Annotated in this window: 19 protein-coding genes; 5 read left to right on the plus strand and 14 right to left on the minus strand. The window is 29.5% G+C overall.

The window, feature by feature from the left end; all coding sequences use genetic code 11:
- The first annotated feature begins 7 nt into the window (after window positions 1–7).
- The 4 genes from Q0893_RS06270 to Q0893_RS06285 are packed head-to-tail and all read left to right on the plus strand — an operon-like array spanning window position 8 to window position 4,525.
- Complete coding sequence (locus Q0893_RS06270; protein ID WP_299273454.1) at window positions 8–802, plus strand: hypothetical protein; 795 nt, start codon at window positions 8–10, stop codon at window positions 800–802.
- A complete protein-coding gene (locus tag Q0893_RS06275; protein WP_299273457.1) occupies window positions 799–1,647 on the plus strand; it encodes a radical SAM protein in 849 nt (282 codons plus the stop codon). The genes Q0893_RS06270 and Q0893_RS06275 overlap by 4 nt, the downstream gene beginning before the upstream one ends.
- Window positions 1,648–1,656: 9 nt before the next feature.
- Entirely contained in the window at window positions 1,657–4,116 is a 2,460-nt protein-coding gene (locus tag Q0893_RS06280) for a UvrD-helicase domain-containing protein (protein WP_299273460.1), read from the plus strand.
- Window positions 4,103–4,525 (plus strand): DUF1232 domain-containing protein, encoded by a 423-nt coding sequence (locus Q0893_RS06285; protein ID WP_299273463.1) that lies wholly within the window; start codon window positions 4,103–4,105, stop codon window positions 4,523–4,525. Before Q0893_RS06280 ends, Q0893_RS06285 begins: the two co-directional genes overlap by 14 nt.
- A 420-nt stretch (window positions 4,526–4,945) precedes the next feature.
- Here the strand turns inward: Q0893_RS06285 and Q0893_RS06290 are convergent, their stop codons facing one another.
- From Q0893_RS06290 to Q0893_RS06315, 6 genes are all read right to left on the minus strand, one after another.
- Window positions 4,946–7,135: a DNA/RNA helicase domain-containing protein gene (locus Q0893_RS06290; protein WP_299273466.1), complete on the minus strand. Its 2,190-nt coding sequence runs from the start codon at window positions 7,133–7,135 to the stop codon at window positions 4,946–4,948.
- Entirely contained in the window at window positions 7,135–7,464 is a 330-nt protein-coding gene (locus Q0893_RS06295; protein ID WP_299273469.1) for a nucleotide pyrophosphohydrolase, read from the minus strand. The genes Q0893_RS06290 and Q0893_RS06295 overlap by 1 nt, the downstream gene beginning before the upstream one ends.
- A 191-nt stretch (window positions 7,465–7,655) precedes the next feature.
- Entirely contained in the window at window positions 7,656–8,393 is a 738-nt protein-coding gene (rnhA, locus tag Q0893_RS06300; protein WP_299273472.1) for a ribonuclease HI, read from the minus strand.
- Between the two features lie 152 nt (window positions 8,394–8,545).
- A complete protein-coding gene (locus Q0893_RS06305) occupies window positions 8,546–9,193 on the minus strand; it encodes a hypothetical protein (RefSeq protein WP_299273476.1) in 648 nt (215 codons plus the stop codon).
- A 764-nt stretch (window positions 9,194–9,957) separates the two neighbouring features.
- Entirely contained in the window at window positions 9,958–10,557 is a 600-nt protein-coding gene (locus tag Q0893_RS06310; protein WP_299273479.1) for a calcium-binding EGF-like domain-containing protein, read from the minus strand.
- Between the two features lie 584 nt (window positions 10,558–11,141).
- Window positions 11,142–13,283, minus strand: coding sequence for a prolyl oligopeptidase family serine peptidase (locus tag Q0893_RS06315; RefSeq protein ID WP_299273483.1), 2,142 nt, complete (start codon window positions 13,281–13,283; stop codon window positions 11,142–11,144).
- Window positions 13,284–13,518: 235 nt separating this feature from the next.
- On the opposite strand from Q0893_RS06315, the gene Q0893_RS06320 reads away from it, so the two are divergent.
- On the plus strand, window positions 13,519–14,355 hold the full coding sequence (locus tag Q0893_RS06320; protein ID WP_299273486.1) for a LytTR family transcriptional regulator DNA-binding domain-containing protein: 837 nt from the start codon (window positions 13,519–13,521) through the stop codon (window positions 14,353–14,355).
- A 2-nt stretch (window positions 14,356–14,357) separates the two neighbouring features.
- Here Q0893_RS06320 and Q0893_RS06325 read toward each other — a convergent pair whose 3' ends face one another.
- The 8 genes from Q0893_RS06325 to Q0893_RS06360 are packed head-to-tail and all read right to left on the minus strand — an operon-like array spanning window position 14,358 to window position 18,889.
- A complete protein-coding gene (locus tag Q0893_RS06325; protein ID WP_299273489.1) occupies window positions 14,358–14,867 on the minus strand; it encodes a GNAT family N-acetyltransferase in 510 nt (169 codons plus the stop codon).
- A 1-nt stretch (window position 14,868) separates the two neighbouring features.
- Window positions 14,869–15,480, minus strand: a complete 612-nt coding sequence (locus Q0893_RS06330; RefSeq protein ID WP_299273492.1) for a heavy metal-binding domain-containing protein — start codon at window positions 15,478–15,480, stop codon at window positions 14,869–14,871.
- A complete protein-coding gene (locus Q0893_RS06335) occupies window positions 15,480–15,857 on the minus strand; it encodes a hypothetical protein (RefSeq protein WP_299273496.1) in 378 nt (125 codons plus the stop codon). Before Q0893_RS06335 ends, Q0893_RS06330 begins: the two co-directional genes overlap by 1 nt.
- 4 nt (window positions 15,858–15,861) lie before the next feature.
- Window positions 15,862–16,314, minus strand: a complete 453-nt coding sequence (locus Q0893_RS06340) for an SRPBCC domain-containing protein (protein WP_299273499.1) — start codon at window positions 16,312–16,314, stop codon at window positions 15,862–15,864.
- 2 nt (window positions 16,315–16,316) lie between these two features.
- Window positions 16,317–16,736, minus strand: a complete 420-nt coding sequence (locus Q0893_RS06345) for a hypothetical protein (RefSeq protein WP_299273502.1) — start codon at window positions 16,734–16,736, stop codon at window positions 16,317–16,319.
- 1 nt (window position 16,737) lies between these two features.
- The gene (locus Q0893_RS06350; RefSeq protein WP_299273505.1) at window positions 16,738–17,205 is read right to left on the minus strand and encodes a GNAT family N-acetyltransferase; all 468 of its coding nucleotides are present in this window, start codon (window positions 17,203–17,205) and stop codon (window positions 16,738–16,740) included.
- A gap of 12 nt (window positions 17,206–17,217) precedes the next feature.
- The gene (locus Q0893_RS06355) at window positions 17,218–18,330 is read right to left on the minus strand and encodes a heparan-alpha-glucosaminide N-acetyltransferase domain-containing protein (RefSeq protein ID WP_299273508.1); all 1,113 of its coding nucleotides are present in this window, start codon (window positions 18,328–18,330) and stop codon (window positions 17,218–17,220) included.
- Window positions 18,331–18,364: 34 nt separating this feature from the next.
- Entirely contained in the window at window positions 18,365–18,889 is a 525-nt protein-coding gene (locus tag Q0893_RS06360) for a GNAT family N-acetyltransferase (protein WP_299273511.1), read from the minus strand.
- Window position 18,890 lies beyond the last annotated feature (1 nt).

The raw sequence follows: 18,890 nt of genomic DNA on the forward strand, positions 1-18,890 counted from the left end.
TCTATAGATGGACGTTAAAAAATATTTTGAATATAATCCAGATTTAGAACTTACAGTTGCTCAAATTGGTATTAATAAATGGGATTGGGTCGCTATAGATAAAGAAGACAAGGAACAAGCTAAATCTATAATGGCTAATAATCGTTTCGATATACTTCCTGTAGCTTCAGGTAAACCAATTATAAAGTATTTTAAAACCGATAATTGGGGAGATTACTCGAAAGTTTCTCTAAAACATATTACCAGAGAGGATAACATATACTATAGACTGAGTTTTATAGACTTACTAAGAAAAATGATAACAGACGACAACTATCTGTTCTTTCTTTCTGATAGTAATGAGGTGTTAGGTTTAGTGTCATTGAATAATTTAAATTGCTTGGCTGTTTATAACTATATCTATCAAATTACTGCATCACTAGAATTAGTTGTGTCTCGGTATCTAGAAGAATTGTTAGATGAAGAATTTGTTGTTGAGGTTTTAAAAAAAACCAGTGACGAACAGGCGAATAAAATTGCTGAGCAATTTGAGTTACTTAAATCGTTAAATAATGAAAATTCAATATTTCACCATCTTTATTTTCCAACCATTGGTACTTTACTTAAGTATAGTGTTAATTTAATTAAAAAAGATTGTCCTGATTTATTACAGTATCGTAAGAAGTTTTGTGCTGGTAATTTATATTGGGAAATTAGAAATACGGTGTCGCATCCTGTAAAACCATTGTTTGTGAATGAAGTATCTGTTAAAAAAGTTAATGAACTTATTTCGGATTATATTGAAATAAAGAAAATTTTATGAGTCAGTTAAACATATTTGGAGATGATGAGAGAAAATCTAAGTTAGGTAAAACTAATGTAGAGTATAAATCTGCAGGTTCCATTCTAACTCCAGCTTCTGGTTTTATGGCAGATTACGATTATACGCTTAATCCATATTCTGGGTGTTCTTTTGGGTGTACCTATTGTTATGCTGCTTTCTTTTCTAGAAATAAGGAAAAAATGGATACTTGGGGAGACTGGTTAACAGTTAAGGAAAATGCATTAACACTGCTTCAAAAGAAGCGAAAAAGACCTTTGATAGATAAGACTATCTACTTAAGTAGTGTTACAGATCCATATCAACCAATAGAAAAAGAATTAAAGTTAACACGAAATATTCTTAAAGAACTTATAGAGTTTCATGAAGTTAGACTAGTAATACAGACAAGAAGTGCTTTAGTCATTAGAGATATTGATTTGTTTAAAAAGTTTAAACATATTCAGATTAATATGACTGTTACAACAGATAGTGAAAAAGTGAGGAAAGTATTTGAGCCTTTTTGCCCAGGCAATAAACAAAGAATTAAGGCTGTAAAGCAAGTACATCAAGCAGGTATTCAATCCTGTATTACTATGACACCATTGTTACCAGTGTATAATCCCGATAGTTTTGCAGAAGAGTTATTAGAAACAGGAATAAACCGATTTATTATTCAACCATTTCATAAGGATAAAGGCAAGTTTGTTAGAGGAACAAGGGAAGAGGCTTTGAAAATATTAAATGAGTTTAATTGGAGCGATGTTGAATACGAACGGGTATTAAAAATTATGCAAAAAAAAATACCAAATTTAGGGATAGGTAAAACTGGTTTTGCACCAATATAAATAATAAAGATGGAATTTCAGAAACTCTTATATTGGATTGAATCTCAAAAAGATGATTTGGATGGGATTTTGGAGAAAACATCCTATGAGTATTATAATTCTAATAAGCATTTTGACAACCTTATCTTTGATATAAATACCACGAATAATGAATGCTATGCCTTATCAGGTAATAAAGATTTATGTTATGATCGGCCGACAATAGGTTTTACATATTCTCTTTGGTATCATGGAAGGCGTGTAAATACATTTTTAAAATATTTTGCAGAAGTTATTTATGAAGCACGTCATGATGAAAATATAACGTTATTTGATTTAGGTGCTGGAACTGGTGCAGTACAATGGGCAGCTGGATTAGTATATTGTGGTATGAAATCTTTGAACATTCCTACACCGTCATTTAAAATTGTTAATATTGATACAAGCCCCTTTATGCTTGATTACAATCGAACATATTTATGGTCAAATTTCATTAAAATCTATCCTGAGGTTTTGGACTTTGAAATAGAATATTCTTTGAATTCTTGGAACCAATCTCAACGTTTAAAACATTCAAACATATGGATTACAGCTAGTTATTTGTTTGATCATTCAGAGAATAAAGATGATCTAACGCTTGGGTTTATGGAACTTCTACAAAATTTCGCACCAAAGAAAATATTATTGCTTTCATCTTACAACAAAAGCTATCTTACAAATGACTTGGCTGATTTATTAAATGAAAATAATTACCATAAGGTTGATTTAAAAGGTGAATTGGTTTTTAATGGCACTATGAGCAAAGTCTTTCGAGCACGAAATAAGTTTAAAGATACATTGAACATAAAATTTTCTGGTACACCTACTTGGCACGATAGGGCCCTTGTTGGCTCTGTATTAGAAAGTACAAGTCCTATTTTTGACATATTTTCTGGTCAAGAATCAAAAAACACAGTTAACCTATATAACCCACCAATAACGGTAAGACGTGATATTATATTAAATAATAAACAGAGAGATGCTGCTAAGCATGATGGTAGACCTACTGTAATTACTGGTCCAGCAGGTTGTGGAAAGAGCGTCGTTATTACAGAACGAGTAATTAATATTGTAGAAGAATCTATTAAAGCGAATAGAATTAATAAGTTAAGTATTCTAGTAACCACATTTAATAAAGAACTCAAAGCCTATTTAATAAAATGGTTAACGGATATTTTGGATTCTAAGAATATAAAATATGTAATTAGCAAAAATGGAATAAGAATAGAAGATTCACAATTTGCAAATATTGCTATAATGCATTTTGACGTTTTACCGACAAGAATTTGGAAAGCAAAATCGATTAATGATTATCCATTTGCATCAGATCAATTGCAGTTTGATGCTTTTCACAAAAGAATTACTGAAGTAGCCATACAGAATGTTAAATCGAAAAATATAATTACTACTTCTGAATACGATAATGTTTTAAACGCAGATTATGTTTTGGATGAATATCATCGCATAATATATGGTAATGATTATTCTAAAGAAGAAATTTATCTTACATCAATACGTCAAGGGAGACCTAGATTAGAATATAATGGGATAAGAAGAAAACTATTGTTTAAAACTGTTATAGAGTATCTAAGAATATTGGAAGAAAAAAAATATTCATCTATCATAACAAGGAGAAATAAGTTCTTAAAAAAATTAAATAGTGGAACTATGAATGGCATTTTTGAATATATTTTTGTTGATGAATTTCAGGATTGTACTCAATCAGATTATACTATTTTTTATCGTCTGATAAAAAACCCTAATAATTTAGTGATTGCAGGCGATTATGCTCAGGCTGTTCATTTAGGAAAAGTTGCTGATATTCCCCGTGATAATGATGAAACTACGGAAAGAATGAAGAACAGAAAATATCATCGTCTTAAAGGATCTTATCGGTTACCATATAGAATTAGTGAGGCTATTAAACCTATATCTAACTATATTGCATCAGGAAGCGATCATATAGATATAATAACGCCATATAAGGGAGCACCACCTGGAGCTAGACCAATTTTAGTTTACGCAGAAGAAGATGTTCAAATGGCTGATAAAGTCTCACAAATAATAAGAGCTTATAAACTTTTTGATATCATTGACTTAAAAGATCAACCAATTAGAAACATAACAATATTAGAAAAAGATTTTCCTTTACAAAATAAATTAAGTAATAAACAATTAAATATTGCAAGTACTGATACTATTTTAAGATTGAAAGGAATGGAGAAAACTTGTATTCTTTGGTCTACAAGGATTGAAATTATAGATAAAGATGAAATTTTTGAATTTGTATACACAATAATGACTAGAACTTCTGGATTATTAATTATATCCCTTTTTCCGAATACAATAACAAATTATATTGACATAATTAATAAACTCAGAAAAGACCGAGTTATAATTTGGGACAACAAAACAAAACAACATTTAATGGAAAATTATGAATACATTTAAAAATTTAGACTATTCTGAATTGTTAGATAATAACACTTCTGATTATAATGGACCACATCAAGAATTAATAACTAATTCTAGGCATATATTTGATTTAATGGTTAAAGTTTTGGATGACCCAGACTTACCTAATGCATATAGGTCTAAATTATTGAGTGTTATAGGTTATTTTATTTTACCTAAAGATCTTTACCCTGAAGAAGAATTTGGTGCAATTGGTTATGTTGATGATTTAATGGCGGCCATATTTGTTTTAAAACAAATAGAACAATCTAATTTAACTACAAAATTAAACATCTATTGGTCTGGTGTCATAAATTTGGAAGAATTACTTAATGTCCATTTTGACAATTTACGAATTGATTATATGGAATTATTTAATGAATTAATTGAGTATTTAGATATTTGATAATTATTTGAATTTACTAAAAAGAATAATATTCCATGTTTATAGTAAAACTGCTGACAGTTGAAAACTTAAGGTTTTAGTTTTACCCCAAGAGTTTTATGTATAATTTGCTATCAAATTTAGACTATTTATTGAATTATAAATTTGATACTGTAATGAACAAGTATGCATTATATATATGCATATGAGTACAATCTCTTGTAACTATAGTAAAATAAGTAGTTATGCTTAGTTTTTTTTAATGAGTCCATTGTTATTTAACTATAAACTAAATAGTCTTTACTATTTTAGTGATTTTTGTTACAAGTTGACAAAGGTTTTTGATTCTGATGTGTTATCGGTTTGTGGTTATGTTTACTGCAAGTTTTTGGTTCTAGTTATTTTAAATTATATTCTTTTCGAATACAATTGAAGGTGATTTTATCCTATAACACATTCAAAAATACCTACTACTTTAAATGATGATAATTCTTCATCTTCTATCACGATTTTTAAATATGTGCTGTCTGTTGAAAGCGGCTTTAAAACAATTGAATGGTGTTTCCATCCGTTTTCATCTTCATGTTTTTTGCTTTCGTATTCTTTAATTGTATAGCAAGAACCAAAATCTGAATCATTGATATTGGTGCTTTCAACTAAAACTATTTGACCGCTTCTAGAGCCACCATGGTATTTTCGAAATAGGCAATATGATCCATTTGGAATTATTTTATTCATTGATTCCCCAATTACTTGACAAGCAAATAGATCTTTATTAGGTTTTATGTTTTTAGGAATATTAACCCATTCTACTTCTTCAATATGCTGTAAGTCTCCGAAGTTTCCTGCTGCTACTTTTAGATCATAAAGAGGGACGGAATTTTCAAAAGGTAAAATGTTTTCTTTTCTAATTAAGTTATTTGATTTTGGCCTTACAGCTTGAAACTTTGGAATAAATGATTCAAAATATTCTCTTAAAAGTGGATCACATACATATACATAAGTACCTTTGATCCCTCTAAGCATTATAGTTTTATAAATGTTTATTATATATTCCTTTAGTACTTCAGGGTCTCGTATTGTATTTTTTCCATTCTTATCGTGATAATTCTCAGGTTTGATAATTATCTCTTGATTTATAGGGTCAAATGATATTTCATTCCCAAATATAATTCCTGAATAATTAAGATCATAACCTTGAGTTGTGTGAATACAACCAACTTCGTTAATTGAATTTTTTGAATTAATCCAATCTTCGGCCGTGCCATTCCACATTAATTCACAATCACCAATTTTAATATCTTTTAACTCCTTGTTGTTTTTTGAAATCCATTTCCAAGAAAAACCAGCGATGAGCCTAGATAATCCACTTTCAATATCACGTTTTTTTATTTGACTTATCATTTCTTGAACATTGTCAAATAGAAGGAATTCATAGCTTTTCGAATTGAATTTAGGGGTTTGCCTATTTATATTTTCTTTTAGTAATGACTCGATGAATTCAACATAAGCATTCCCTCCTTTTACTCTAAATTGTGATTTTAGTTTTAATACGTTAGAATTGACAAGTTTCTTTACTTTATCAAACTCTGATTTAGGTGTATCTGTAGGTTTAATAGACTGTTCATCATCATAAAACAATATCACGCTTTTAGATTGCATTAGTACCCAATCCAATTCAGAACAAGAATGTTTGTCAAGCCCTAATCGTTTGCATCCATCATCAAATGATTTGTAGTTGGTAAGGTTGATCCTTCTCCTTAAGCGATGAGATTCATCTACAACTAATAAGTCATATTTTTCTTTACTTACTTCAGATGGTCCAATTACCATTTTCGGGTTCAAACCTTTTATATTTTTGAAAACTTTTTTTAAAGTTGCTCTGAAAGACGACATAGGAACAACTAAAGCCATTTTAGGGTTTGGTAATTTTTGTTTTATTTTCTGAACTAAATCAATAAATACCTTCTCTTCTGTCCCAAATTCTTTAAAACTAAAATCATTTTGATGGCTTGAAAGAATTTTAAATAGGAAAATTGCAAGAATTGTCTTTCCAGTGCCAGCCCCGCCTTCAACAATAGTGTTGACTTTTTTTCTTGTAGTAAGGCTTTTTAGAATTTGGTAAAGTCCTTCACTTTGCTCAATAGTTAGGCTCTTATAAGGTGAGTATTTGAACAGGTCAGAATTGTTTATGTGTTCAATAGAGTGTTTTGTTATACCCTCAGCACGAAGTTGATTCCATACTGAATTAAATATATCCCAGTAAACTTCTTTCTTTTGGTAATAATTATGATTTGCAAGACCAAGATTTCCGTTTAGTAATTTAAATACATCATCACCTGACATATATTTAATTAGATTAGATTCAATGTCTAATATTGCGGATTTGTTGAATTTTTCGCTGGTAATTAGATGAATAGATGTGAGTTTGCTTTTTTCCTTATGCTTTAAATGAGTACTCATTCTTGAATAAGCATCAGTAGTTTCGCCTATATATGCAGTTTTTGATTCATCATCACTCAAGATATATACTAGTGGCCATAGGTCTTTGGCAAAATGATTTGTGCTGAAACTTTTGAATAGGGTATTTTCAAAATCATAATGATTTATTTTTACTTGAGATGAAATCATTAAAGCTCATTATATTTTTTAGCGGTTCCTTTTGCCTTTTCTATGGGGTATTTTTTCCCGTTTTTTTTAATTTTATCTAGCAAGATTTTTTTAACATCAAATCCATATTTTTCTACTAATAGAAAAGCATACGCAAGAACATCGGCTAATTCCTCTCTAATCTTTTCTTTATCTGCTTCTTCATGAGATTTCCAAAGAAAAGTTTCTAAAAGTTCGCCCGCCTCTATGTTGAGAGCAACTGCCAAGTCTTTTGGATTATGAAATTGTTCCCAGTCTCTTTCATTTCTGAATTTTATCAGGGCTTCTGTTATTTCTTTTATGTCGCTCATATATTATTTTTACAATGAAACTCAAGGTGTTTTTCTATGGTATGCTTTAAAATTCGCCTAGTTCGTTGTGGTTGCACAATTATTAAATCACTAAATTAGTAAAAGAAAATGTACCAGAGGAAAATCCGTAAGGTTTTGCGAAAATACCCTCAGACAGAAATTAACCCTATACGTTGTTAGCAAACGTATTTTTATTCAAACAATCTATTCTCATTTACGATTTCTCTTTTTCCGCCTTCTGTCATATACATTGTTTTACAGGAAGGGCAAAACAGATAGTATTCAAAATAATACGATTGATTTGTTTTAATTTTTCTTTTTTTCGGTGCTTTCTTTACTACTGATTCACCGCATTTTCGGCATGCGTCTCCTGCGTTTTCTATTTTGGTCTTATTTTTCTTTGTAAATGTTGAATTGGTACTCGAGTTTTGATTATTATGAGTTTCGTTAGGTTCATATCCAATGTCCTGATTAAGTTCTTTTGAGTTTATTCCATAATTGGCAAGAGTATCACATCTTTCATTTTCTATATGACCAGAATGACCTTTAACCCAATTAAATTCAACAATGTGTTCTGAAATAGCATTTAAAAGTTTATCCCATAAATCACTATTAATTGCTTTGATATTCTTTTTTCTCTCCCATCCATTTTTTTTCCATTTTTTTGCCCAACCTTTTGTTATTCCGTTAATTACATATTTTGAATCTGTATATACTTGAACCTTGGACTTAGTCTTTAATTGTTCAAGTCCGAAAATTACTCCCATTAATTCCATTCGGTTATTTGTAGTTAATTTATAACCTTCAAAAAACTCCTTTTGTCTTCCTTTGTAAGACAAGATCACTCCAAAACCACCTTTACCTAGATTTGGTTCAGCACCTCCATCAGAAAAGAGTTCAATATCTGGTATTTCAGTCCATTCTTTCATGATTTTGGCAATATGAGTACTAATATGTTCATTTATTGTTAGTTACATTGGTAGAAACTAAGTTAATAAAACAAAATGAACCAGAAGAAAATCTTACGGATTTTCCGAGTAAACACAGAATAAGCGAATAATTATACAAGTTGTTGGGTGTATTATGATTTCATTTTTTTCCAAGCCTCTAATGGAGGTTTAGACTTGTTTTCTCGATAATTATTATAAATAATTGAAACAGATATTTCAGTTTCATTATCTATAATGTTTGATTCGTAAAGTTTTTTAAGAAATATTTTAACAGTACAACCTGTATCGATCGTATCATCAATAATAAGAATTGATTTAACAGGTTTATTTATATTATTTGGTTCTTCATAAGTAAAAATATTTTCCGCTTTATTGCAATCTATGCCAACAATACTTAAATCTTTATTTTTTTTAAAACTTGATGAATAATCATTTTCAGAATTGAACTTTTTGAAAGAAAAGTTCCTTAACAATTGATTCCTGTTTTCGTCTGAAGGTAAGAACAATTGTACATAATCATATTTGTTTAAAGAGTCATCTTTTACATTAATGATAAAACTATTAATTACTTCAATTTTTGAATTAAAATATTCAGCGGCCAATTCTGGTTCGTCTCTAACCTTTTCACGGTAATTCTCAATAACTTTACCAGTAATATTATCATTTGAATCGAACTTTTTTACAGCATAACAAGAATTAACTTTTATAGTCTTTGTTAAATCCTGAAATTTAAGTTTAAATTCGGTTAATTTACCTTCAATAAATTTTGGTTCTATCATTATATTATGCCAACGTCTTCGTGCAAGATTAGTTGCGTTGGATTGACCTAAGTTAGTAAAAGAAAACGAACCAGAGAAAAATCACTTTTCTAAATGGGTATCATATCCTTAATTCAATCATCTCTACCAAATATTTTTCTCAGTATTGTGTTTAATAATCTTCAATGGCCTTTTTATTTGATTCCTAATTAATGCTTAAACGATTTATTTGAATGAGTCTAAATAAATATTAAAACTAAAAACCTTTTACTAAATTTTATTAAAAAGAATATAATCCCATTTTTAAGCAAAACCAATGACTAATCGAAATTCAAGGCTTTTAGTTCTACTCTAAGTGTTTTGCATATAGTATCCTATTGTATTTATACTAATGAATCAAGTACAAATTTGATGCTAAAATACATATTAGTAAGCATTTTTGATACATTAGTATACAAGGGTTTTTATTAATAGCAAACTCAATGGTTACGTTGAATTCGATAGTTTTAAATTTTAGTAGCCTTTTTTGAATTAACAGTTAGTTATATTGTAGACCTAAATAAGAATTAGTAATACACGTTTTTTATTGGCTTTTTGTTTGAAACTGACAAGGTTTTTTGTTCTACCGTTTTGTCTCATTTAGTTAGGTTTGAATTATATTTTTGGTTCTAGTTGTTTTTTATGATTTCATCTAATGGATGTTTAATTAACTTTATATTTTTCTTAGTGAACTCATTAAATTATAAAAGCGAGATAAGTGTATCTCGCTTTTATATCAAATCATGTTACCATTCGTAACTTAGCTCTAAATCAACTAATAGTTCATTAGATTGGCTTACAACAGTAATTGTAGGTGGAAAACTATTATTTGAGGTATACGCAAAGAATCCAAAACTGGTCATGAAATCATCTTCGTCTACAGTATCATAATCCCATATATTTATCAAATATGGATCACTAAAAGTTGTTAATTGTATGTTTGGTGTGATAGTAAATTCAAAAAATGTGCCTTCACCAGAAATGGCATTTTCATAAAAAGTTGGACTATCATAAATAACATCTAAGTTTGAGTTTTGAAATGTAATGTAAATATCAGGTAATGCGTCTTCTGCTTCAGGAATAGCTAAATCCCAAAAGTCACCATTGTTAGTGTTTGGAAAAACTTTAACGATAGCTTTGTTGATAATGACTTTACTAGGTGTGACTTGTGTAGAGCAATTACTACCAGTATAGCCTTGTAGACATTCACATTCACAATCAATAAATGTCCCACCATTAAGACATGAAATTGTTTCGCAATTATCTGAGTCGGAATCAGACGAACAACCAAAGTAGGTTGCAGTTAAAATTGATACGAAGATCAATTTAAAAATTTGGTTTCTCATAATATTTAATATTATAATCACCCAGTTCCAAAGTGAAGTTAGTTAAAACAATAAGCGTGGAACTGTAGCTTACAGTCCTTGAGGCATCGCCAGAAGCCCTACACACATATAAACTAAGCCCACGCCTTACGGTGAGCGTTTAGTCTATTTATCTGTGTGTATTAAGAAACTGGCGATTTCCAAGTGACGGATAAAATAGCTAACGCTATACTATATTTTCTTTTGCTAAATTACATTAATTTTCAAAAACTGCTTATGTTGATTGTATGTTAAATTAATTTTAGATATTAAATCATGTACTGTTGTACCATGCTATATTACTCTGTTTAGGAAGATTCTATAGCGTTAGCTTAATTATCTGCTAATAAAACCTCTTTTAAAAGCTTATTTTATTGAAGTTAGATCAGCTCTTTTGCGTGAGACAAAAAAATGAGAGATTTGAAAAGTTTGAGCGAAATAAATATGTATATAGTTTGTTGAAAAGTATGCGGATTTATAATATAATTCCTGTTAAATTTTACTATATTTAAATTCTCTCCTTAAACCAATTATTAGCAGTGAAAGACTATGGCTATAAGCTTTCATTAATTAATAGATTTAGGTTTTATACCTAATGCCTCAAACGCAAAAGTTAATTCAGCTACACGCAATGCTGTTCTTTCTTCTTCATTTTTGCCTCCGTGTCCGCCATCCCAATTTATATACAACAGCGACGGTGCCTTTGAATACTCTTGCAATTTCGCCGTCATTTTATAACTATGTAAAGGTGATGCGATTGGATCTTTTTCGCCTGCAGCAATTAGCGTATACGGATATTCAGATTCTGGTTTAATATTGTGATATGGTGAGTATGAATACATATAGTTAAACTCTTCTTCCACATCTGGATTCCCAAATTGAGATTTCCACCTGTTCCCCCCTCGAAACTGCATGACTCTTGCTAAATCAAAAACTGGAAATTCTAGCCATGCAACTTTAAACAATTCAGGGGCTTTATTAACAGCCGCAGCTGCAACTATACCACCAGCACTATTCCCTTCAATAATTAATTTTTCTGAAGATGTATATTTATTATCAATAAGCCATTTGGCAGCATTTACGCAATCATCAATACCGTTTTTTTTATTCATACCTCGACCGTCCTTGTACCAATCTGCACCAAGAGCTCCTCCACCTCTAATGTTAGGCATTGCATGAATTCCCCCTTGTTCTAAAAACAGAGCATATTTCCTTGTTATAAATGGTAAAGCAGTCCAGCCATAAGCACCGTAAACATATAGTAGTGTTGGATTGTTTCCATCCAATTTCAACCCTTTTTTATGTGTTATAAACATTGGTACTTCAGTTCCATCTTCGCTTTTATAAAATACTTGTTTTGTTTCGTAGTTATCAATGTTAAAAGGTGTTTTAGATTTTATATAGGTCTCAAAAGTATCACTATCAATATTGTATCTATATACGCTATTTGAAGCAGTTAAACCTTGACTTCTAATATAAACCCAAGAACTGTTCTTATTCCCACTTATCCCTTGTTGAAATGCAGGTGTAAATGAATTCCAGGTCAAACCTACAGGTAATTCTACTTGGTTTCTATAATTACCGTTTAAATCATATACTTTCAATAAAGGTTTTGCCTTATTTAAAGTATGTAATACAAAATGGTTTCCAAAAACAAATGCTTGATTAATAGCTTCTGTAAATGATGGTATGATTTCATTAATACTATTAACAGAATTATTAAGGACTTCAACTTCAATAACTTTTCCGTTTGGTGCATTTTCATAAGATAAAAACCAATATTTACTACCAATGTTATCAATGAAGCTATAAAGAACATTATTTGTTTTACCATCTAGTAAAAGTAGAGGCTTAGTATTTTTTTCTAATGATTTTAGCCAAATTGTGGTGGTGTTTGTTCCTTCGGTTATTAGTATATTTCTACCCTCACTATCCAAATGGGCACTAATAGTTTCATCTTTTTTTGCAGTATATAGTGTAACATCTTCATCTTGCTCATTACCGATTATATGTTTTTTTATTACACTAGTGTTTGGAATAAAAGATTCATCATCTCTATCTACATTAACGAAAGTCCTATAAATAAACCCTTCATCATTTGGAAGCCAAGATTGAATGTTTAAGTATGCAGCGTTGATTGTTTCAACTAATTCTGTTTGGTCACTAACATTCATTATATTCCAATCTCTATAACGGGAAGAATTTTTGGAAAGTGAATATGCTAAATATTTTCCTGATGGACTTGGAATAAAATCATTTAGCACGATATTTCCGTCAGTTGATAAACTGTTCGGGTCTATTAGTGTTATTTCTTTTGAACTTTCTTTATGCTTATATTTTAATAAAGGTTGTGATTTTTGATAATCGTTTTCAATAAAAAAATGGCTGCCATTATTAGTTACTATCGGTGTATCGTTATTAATGTCTTTTGCCAGTTCAGCCATTCTCTTTTCAATCCAATTTTTAGTTTCAGACATATTGCCAATATAGGATTTGGTCAAACTATCTTGTTGCTTTGCCCATGATTTAACTTGAGAAGAATCCACTTGTTCTAACCATTGATAGGTATCTTCTATAGTCTTGTCGAACTTATCGTATTTGAACCCTGTTTTTTTGGTTGTTATAACATTATAGTTAAACTTTCCCTTTTGACATCCCGTCAAAAAAAACACTAAAGTAATTAGGATAATATTGAATATATTTTTCATGAAAATTTAGAGTATAATTAATAGTATAAAAATAAAAAAACACAATCCAAAGCTTTATTTATTTTAAACAAAAAAAACTAATGGTACTATTTAGAGTAATAAAAAGCCGTCATAAAAATATTACAACCCTTGTGTAATGCTGTTAATTAAATCTTAATTATGAATGTTTGAATTGTTTTGTGTTTGAATTATTATTTTCTTTGGTAGAAAGCAATGCTTTCTAATCCAAATAAAATTGAATACTCTATTAAGCAAAATTAAGTCCGTAGTTTTTGTGCGTTATTCTGCAATGGTGATGCTTTCCATTTTTATTTCTCATTATTTAAGCTATGGAAAATTACCTTTTACAGTTGATTATGAGTTTCCAACAAGAACTTTTTTAGTTGTATTAGTTTTTGGGATTTTCATATGTGAATCTAATGCATTTATCTATAGATTTTTAAAGGAAACTAGATCATATAATAGCAGTTTAAAAGAAATTATTTTAACACAATTTTTTTACAGCGCATTAGCCACAAGCTTCATTTTTAGTATTCTTTATTTCGTGATTAATTTATTAATTTTTGGTAGCCCTTTTAGCTTCCTTTCTTTCACAAAATACTTATTGATTATAGTATCGATTGCTTTGTTTGAAGATGTCATTTTGACCTTTAGAGATATTATTAAATTATATACTACTTCAAGCTCAACTAAAAATGTATCACAAAAAGTTTTTGATAAAATTGTGGTGCAAAATGGAAGTAAAACAATTGAATTTGACACAGAAGATTTAGCTTATTTGCATTCTGAAAATGGTATCGTGACTATTTTAGACCAGGATTTAAATGAGTATACAACACAATACAATTCTTTAAATGAGATAGAGGAAAAATTACCTCCTACAATCTTTTTCAGAATTAATAGGCAATATTTTGTAAACAGAAATATCATTAAATCTATTAAAAAGGATAAGAACCGTAAGCTTAAGGTACTGCTTGATGATCCTTATTTAAAGGAAAGTATATTTGATGGACTCAATGTAAGTCGTTATAAAAGTATGGATTTTAAAAAATGGTATTTAGCGAGTTACTGATATTAGAAATAAAGCACCATATATTCAGCATCTACGTAAAGATTATCAATTTTCAAATCCCTTTTAACAATAGTTCCTTGAGACCGAAAACCTATTTTCTTGTAGAAATTTGAAGTTCCATTTTCTGGTTGCAATACCCAAAGATGTATTTGTTCTAGAGATTCAATTTTTCTTGCAAATTCGAGGACATTGTGCATTAGTTTAACACCTATACCTTGTTTTCTGTAATCTGGATGCACATAAGTTCTATGTATCATTCCTTTATGATTAGCCTTTGTTCTATAATCTCTTTTAAAATTCACAAAACCGATAAGCTCAGAATCTGAATTAAAGGCACCTATCATGAATGAGAAATTAGAGTTATCTAATTCGTTTAAATAAAAGCAATCATCTTTATCAATCATATCATCATAAGAATCACTAAATGAATATGGTGATTCCAAAAGACTTTGTAACCTAATAGTTTTATATACTTTTAAATCATCAGAAGTAAGTATTCTATAAAATATCATTTTACGATTGCTTTTTCAAATCCATTTTACAAACAGGACAATTACCTTTACTATGATATGTTTTATCTTTTTCACACTTCATTGGGCATTGATATACCTCTGCTAAAACTTCTTCAGGTTTTATTAAACTATTGTGTATATCGTTTACTGGTATGAGAGCCGCAGAACCATACCATTCTTTTAATTCCATTGCTAAACTCCCAGCTTGAATTGCTGGGTCTGTATTGGTTAATCTTTCTGCTTCCTCAATACTTGTGACATTAAATATATAGATACCTCTTAGGTCATCATTACCAAAAAATGGCCCTGCTAAAACAAGGTCTCCAGCTTTAGCCATTTTACCAATATTCTCTAAATGTGCCATTTGTAAAGAATCTGTTTCCTTTTTACTCCATTCTCTATTTGGGCCTCTTTTTAGAAAAGCCATAACATACTTTTTCATTCCATAATCATCAGCCCCAAACTTTTTGGCGGCTATAGAATCATACGCTTCGGAAATAGATAAAGTTGCAATTTTGTGTTCAACAGTTACTTGTTTTTCGCTTTGCTTACAAGAAAAAATTGTAAGTACTATTGATACTAACAAATAGTGTGGTAAGTTTAAATTTTTCATTAGAAAGGATATTTTATGTTTGCACATTCTTCTATTAATTTTTCAAATAAATTCAAATCAAAATTTAATGTATCGGTAATATTGATGCAACTTTTTTTAAATTTTGTTTTATTAAATTGTTTGCTAAATACTCTATTAATTTCTGGCTTACAATACATTGGCATACAATGAAATGACAAATGTTTAGCATGCTTGGAAAAACCATACCTATATTCAACTCCATTTTCAGTCGGACTAAAACACAACATATTAGATCCCATAATATTAGCTACGCTTATATTTAATTTTGGCTCGTGTTTTAGCAATATTTTAGACATTTCTTCGATTAATTGTTTGTGCTCTGGTTTTTGTTCTTTTATAAAATCTGAATTTGTCATATTATTAATCTTTTACTTTTTTGATTTCGTTCAATTCTTTAGCATTATCCAATTGATTTGTGTTAGTTTCGCAAAGGTCTTTTAGCATTATTAAGTGACGAGCCCAATGAAAGTTACAAGTACCAAAGAATTCGGTTTGCGATTCCCAATTAGTCTGTCTAAAGTTTAATTTAGTTAACTCTTTGTGTGCTGATATTTCAAATATTACATGAGTACCAATCCATTCTTTGTCACTTTCTATGCATTCCCACTCAACCATTGTATTTTTAGTTAAATCAATGATTTTCATTTTATTATCGACGTAGCCCTCAACCTTAAACTCATTAACAAAACCTAGTATTGGCTTTACTACGCAATCAGATATCCACCATTTAGAAAGCCCATTTTTGGTTGTAATCATTTCATATACTATTTCAGGTTTTGCATTTATGAGTATTTGATGAAAGATAGTTTCCATAATCATTTTACTTTTTTACTATATAATTTATTTCCTAGTAATATTCCAATAGGTATACTAATGATTAAACCAATCCACATCCATAGTGGACCAGTTGTTCCCATTTCAGATATAAAACCTGCATAGATAAGTGAAATAGCTTGTAATGCTATCAAAATATAAATACCTGTACGATGCTTCACTTTGGCTATTAGAGAAGTTATATAGCCTGCAATAAATCCAGCTAGCAATGAATAAATCATTTTAAAAATTAAAATCCCTGAAGTATTTCTATGGCTGAAATATTTTTCTTGATTTTTAGTTAAAACATCAAGGTTTTCGCCACTAGATAACTTTACGGTTAAAAATTCAATAGCTTCAGCTACTAGAGTAATAGTAATCATACCTACAATTATTGATAAAATTAATCTCAATGTTTTCATATTATTTTGGTTTTAAATTTAATTCCATATAAACATCACTTCTAGAATGGGCTAATTGAGTAAATGTAGCATGTTCAAATCCAAAGGATTCATATAAATGAATAGCACTTTTTAAACCTTTTTGGGATGCTAATACAACCTTTACAGCCCTTTTTTCTTTTAACCTTTCAAGTGCAGTTTCAATTAATTCTTTACCAATACCTCTATTTCTAAACACAACATCAACTGCCATTTTATTAAGTTCATAAATACCATAACCATTATACGACATGGCGATACAACCAACAATTTGTTTTAAAAATTTAGCAAAAAGAATAAAGCCACCGTTTTTAATAATGTACTTTTCAGGATTAGTTAAAACATCTATATCATAAGGTTCAAGTTTGAAATAGTGATTTATCCATTGTTCATTTAAAGCTTGAAAATGTTTTTGATATTCTGGTTTATATTCAATAATTTCTACCTTCACTATTAAACTTTTTTATAATAACCTCCAAAATGATGTTTCTTTCTTCTTTTTGCTAAATTCTAAATACCAAATACTCAACCAATAGAGAGGTATAAGTGAAACTAACCATATTGAATACATTGGTATTACGGTGGTTCCAAATTTAAAATCTAATCCTATCAAGCTGTAAATCCAAATATGTAAAATGTAAAAGAACAATGGTACTTTACCAAATACTGAAAGCATTGAAATATTCACTTTAAATCGCTTAAAAAAATATAAAATGAAAAAGATTATTGATAAGTAAAGAGAAATGAAATCTACAGATGGTGGATATTTAACAAGTGACAAAGAAACCAGCCAATTTTCATTTCCCAGTGAAGGCAATTTTATCGCTATAAAAACTAAAGCACAAATACAACCCGCGACAAAAAAAGCGTTGTTTTTATATCTGGCAAATTTAGCTATATACATTCCAATAAGAGTAATACCGAACCATGGAAATATTGGGTAGAGAACACTAAAGAATCCCGTTTTTCCTGCAATTACAAATACTCTTAACAATCCATTATAGCCTATTTCTGGATTACTGTTTAGTATAATAAATTCACTACCTATAAATATTATTAACGCAACAACAAGCCAATAAAACCTTTTTAAATATATGCACAGTGAACCTAAAATTAATGAGCATCCCAGCGAAAATAAAACGCTTAAAACCAAAATAAGGGAACTACCATCATCTCCAGGAACTGTTGGCAACAAAGCTTCGTTTTGAAGACCAGAAGTAATCACGCTTAATATCCAAGCAGGGTTTTCAATGAATTGTTGAATTAAGATAAGTACAATACCTCGTTTTAAAAACCATTTAAAAATTTGATGTTTACTCCAACCTTTTGACAACCTATTTTCAGCAAAAAGATACAAACCCATTCCCATTAACAAGAAAAATCCAGGGGCACAAATATGTGTTATTGCACGTGAAATAAAATCTGTTGTAGAAGCATATCGTATGTTAGTACCCCAATATTCAGAATAATGTACTTTTCTTATAAAAAAACTTACATGATCAATAGCCATAATTGCCATAATTAACCCACGAACATTATCTATATAGGATATTCTATTTTTGGTTTCTATATTCAAAATTTTGCGAAAGTAATTTGTCTGTAAATAATTTTTATTTTTTCACAATGGAATAAATTTTTGTGTCAACTGGTTTTTTATTAATTAGCATCCAGTTCTTCAAAATTGCTTCAAAAGCAAGTCCTGATTTTTCAAGAACTTTGGCAGAAGGAATATTATTTACATGAATCACGCCTTGAATTCTCACAAGATTCAGTTCATTAAATCCATAATTCACAAGAGCTTTAGTCATTTCAGTTGCATAACCTTTGTTCCAATATTTAGGATTAAATGAATATCCCAAATCCCCTTTTCTCATTTGCGAATTAATAATACCAAAACCTCCAACTCCAATTAAAATTTCTGTTTTTTTTAGTGTTATTGCCCATTGCATCATACTATCGTTATTTTTATAACTAACTATAGCTTCTTTTGTCTCTTCTAAATCTAAATGAGGATTCCATAACAAATATTTAGAAACTATTGGATTTGAGGTATATTCATACATTTGACCTGCATCCTTAAGTGATAAATCACGAAGAAGTAATCTCTTGGTTTCGATTTTTGGCAGGTTTTTCATT

Origin of the sequence: uncultured Psychroserpens sp. (genome assembly GCF_947494225.1) — a bacterium.
Lineage (GTDB): Bacteria > Bacteroidota > Bacteroidia > Flavobacteriales > Flavobacteriaceae > Psychroserpens.

What these genes read in the sequence shown, in the direction of transcription:
- Q0893_RS06290 (WP_299273466.1), bottom strand. Translation starts at nt 7,135, where the DNA reads ATGATTTCATCTCAAGTAAAAATAAATCATTATGATTTTGAAAATACC.
- Q0893_RS06335 (WP_299273496.1), bottom strand. Translation starts at nt 15,857, where the DNA reads ATGACAAATTCAGATTTTATAAAAGAACAAAAACCAGAGCACAAACAA.
- Q0893_RS06315 (WP_299273483.1), bottom strand. Translation starts at nt 13,283, where the DNA reads ATGAAAAATATATTCAATATTATCCTAATTACTTTAGTGTTTTTTTTG.
- Q0893_RS06270 (WP_299273454.1), top strand. Translation starts at nt 8, where the DNA reads ATGGACGTTAAAAAATATTTTGAATATAATCCAGATTTAGAACTTACA.
- Q0893_RS06285 (WP_299273463.1), top strand. Translation starts at nt 4,103, where the DNA reads ATGAATACATTTAAAAATTTAGACTATTCTGAATTGTTAGATAATAAC.
- Q0893_RS06295 (WP_299273469.1), bottom strand. Translation starts at nt 7,464, where the DNA reads ATGAGCGACATAAAAGAAATAACAGAAGCCCTGATAAAATTCAGAAAT.
- Q0893_RS06280 (WP_299273460.1), top strand. Translation starts at nt 1,657, where the DNA reads ATGGAATTTCAGAAACTCTTATATTGGATTGAATCTCAAAAAGATGAT.
- Q0893_RS06340 (WP_299273499.1), bottom strand. Translation starts at nt 16,314, where the DNA reads ATGGAAACTATCTTTCATCAAATACTCATAAATGCAAAACCTGAAATA.
- Q0893_RS06305 (WP_299273476.1), bottom strand. Translation starts at nt 9,193, where the DNA reads ATGATAGAACCAAAATTTATTGAAGGTAAATTAACCGAATTTAAACTT.
- Q0893_RS06345 (WP_299273502.1), bottom strand. Translation starts at nt 16,736, where the DNA reads ATGAAAACATTGAGATTAATTTTATCAATAATTGTAGGTATGATTACT.
- Q0893_RS06310 (WP_299273479.1), bottom strand. Translation starts at nt 10,557, where the DNA reads ATGAGAAACCAAATTTTTAAATTGATCTTCGTATCAATTTTAACTGCA.
- Q0893_RS06360 (WP_299273511.1), bottom strand. Translation starts at nt 18,889, where the DNA reads ATGAAAAACCTGCCAAAAATCGAAACCAAGAGATTACTTCTTCGTGAT.
- Q0893_RS06330 (WP_299273492.1), bottom strand. Translation starts at nt 15,480, where the DNA reads ATGAAAAATTTAAACTTACCACACTATTTGTTAGTATCAATAGTACTT.
- rnhA (WP_299273472.1), bottom strand. Translation starts at nt 8,393, where the DNA reads ATGAAAGAATGGACTGAAATACCAGATATTGAACTCTTTTCTGATGGA.
- Q0893_RS06325 (WP_299273489.1), bottom strand. Translation starts at nt 14,867, where the DNA reads ATGATATTTTATAGAATACTTACTTCTGATGATTTAAAAGTATATAAA.
- Q0893_RS06275 (WP_299273457.1), top strand. Translation starts at nt 799, where the DNA reads ATGAGTCAGTTAAACATATTTGGAGATGATGAGAGAAAATCTAAGTTA.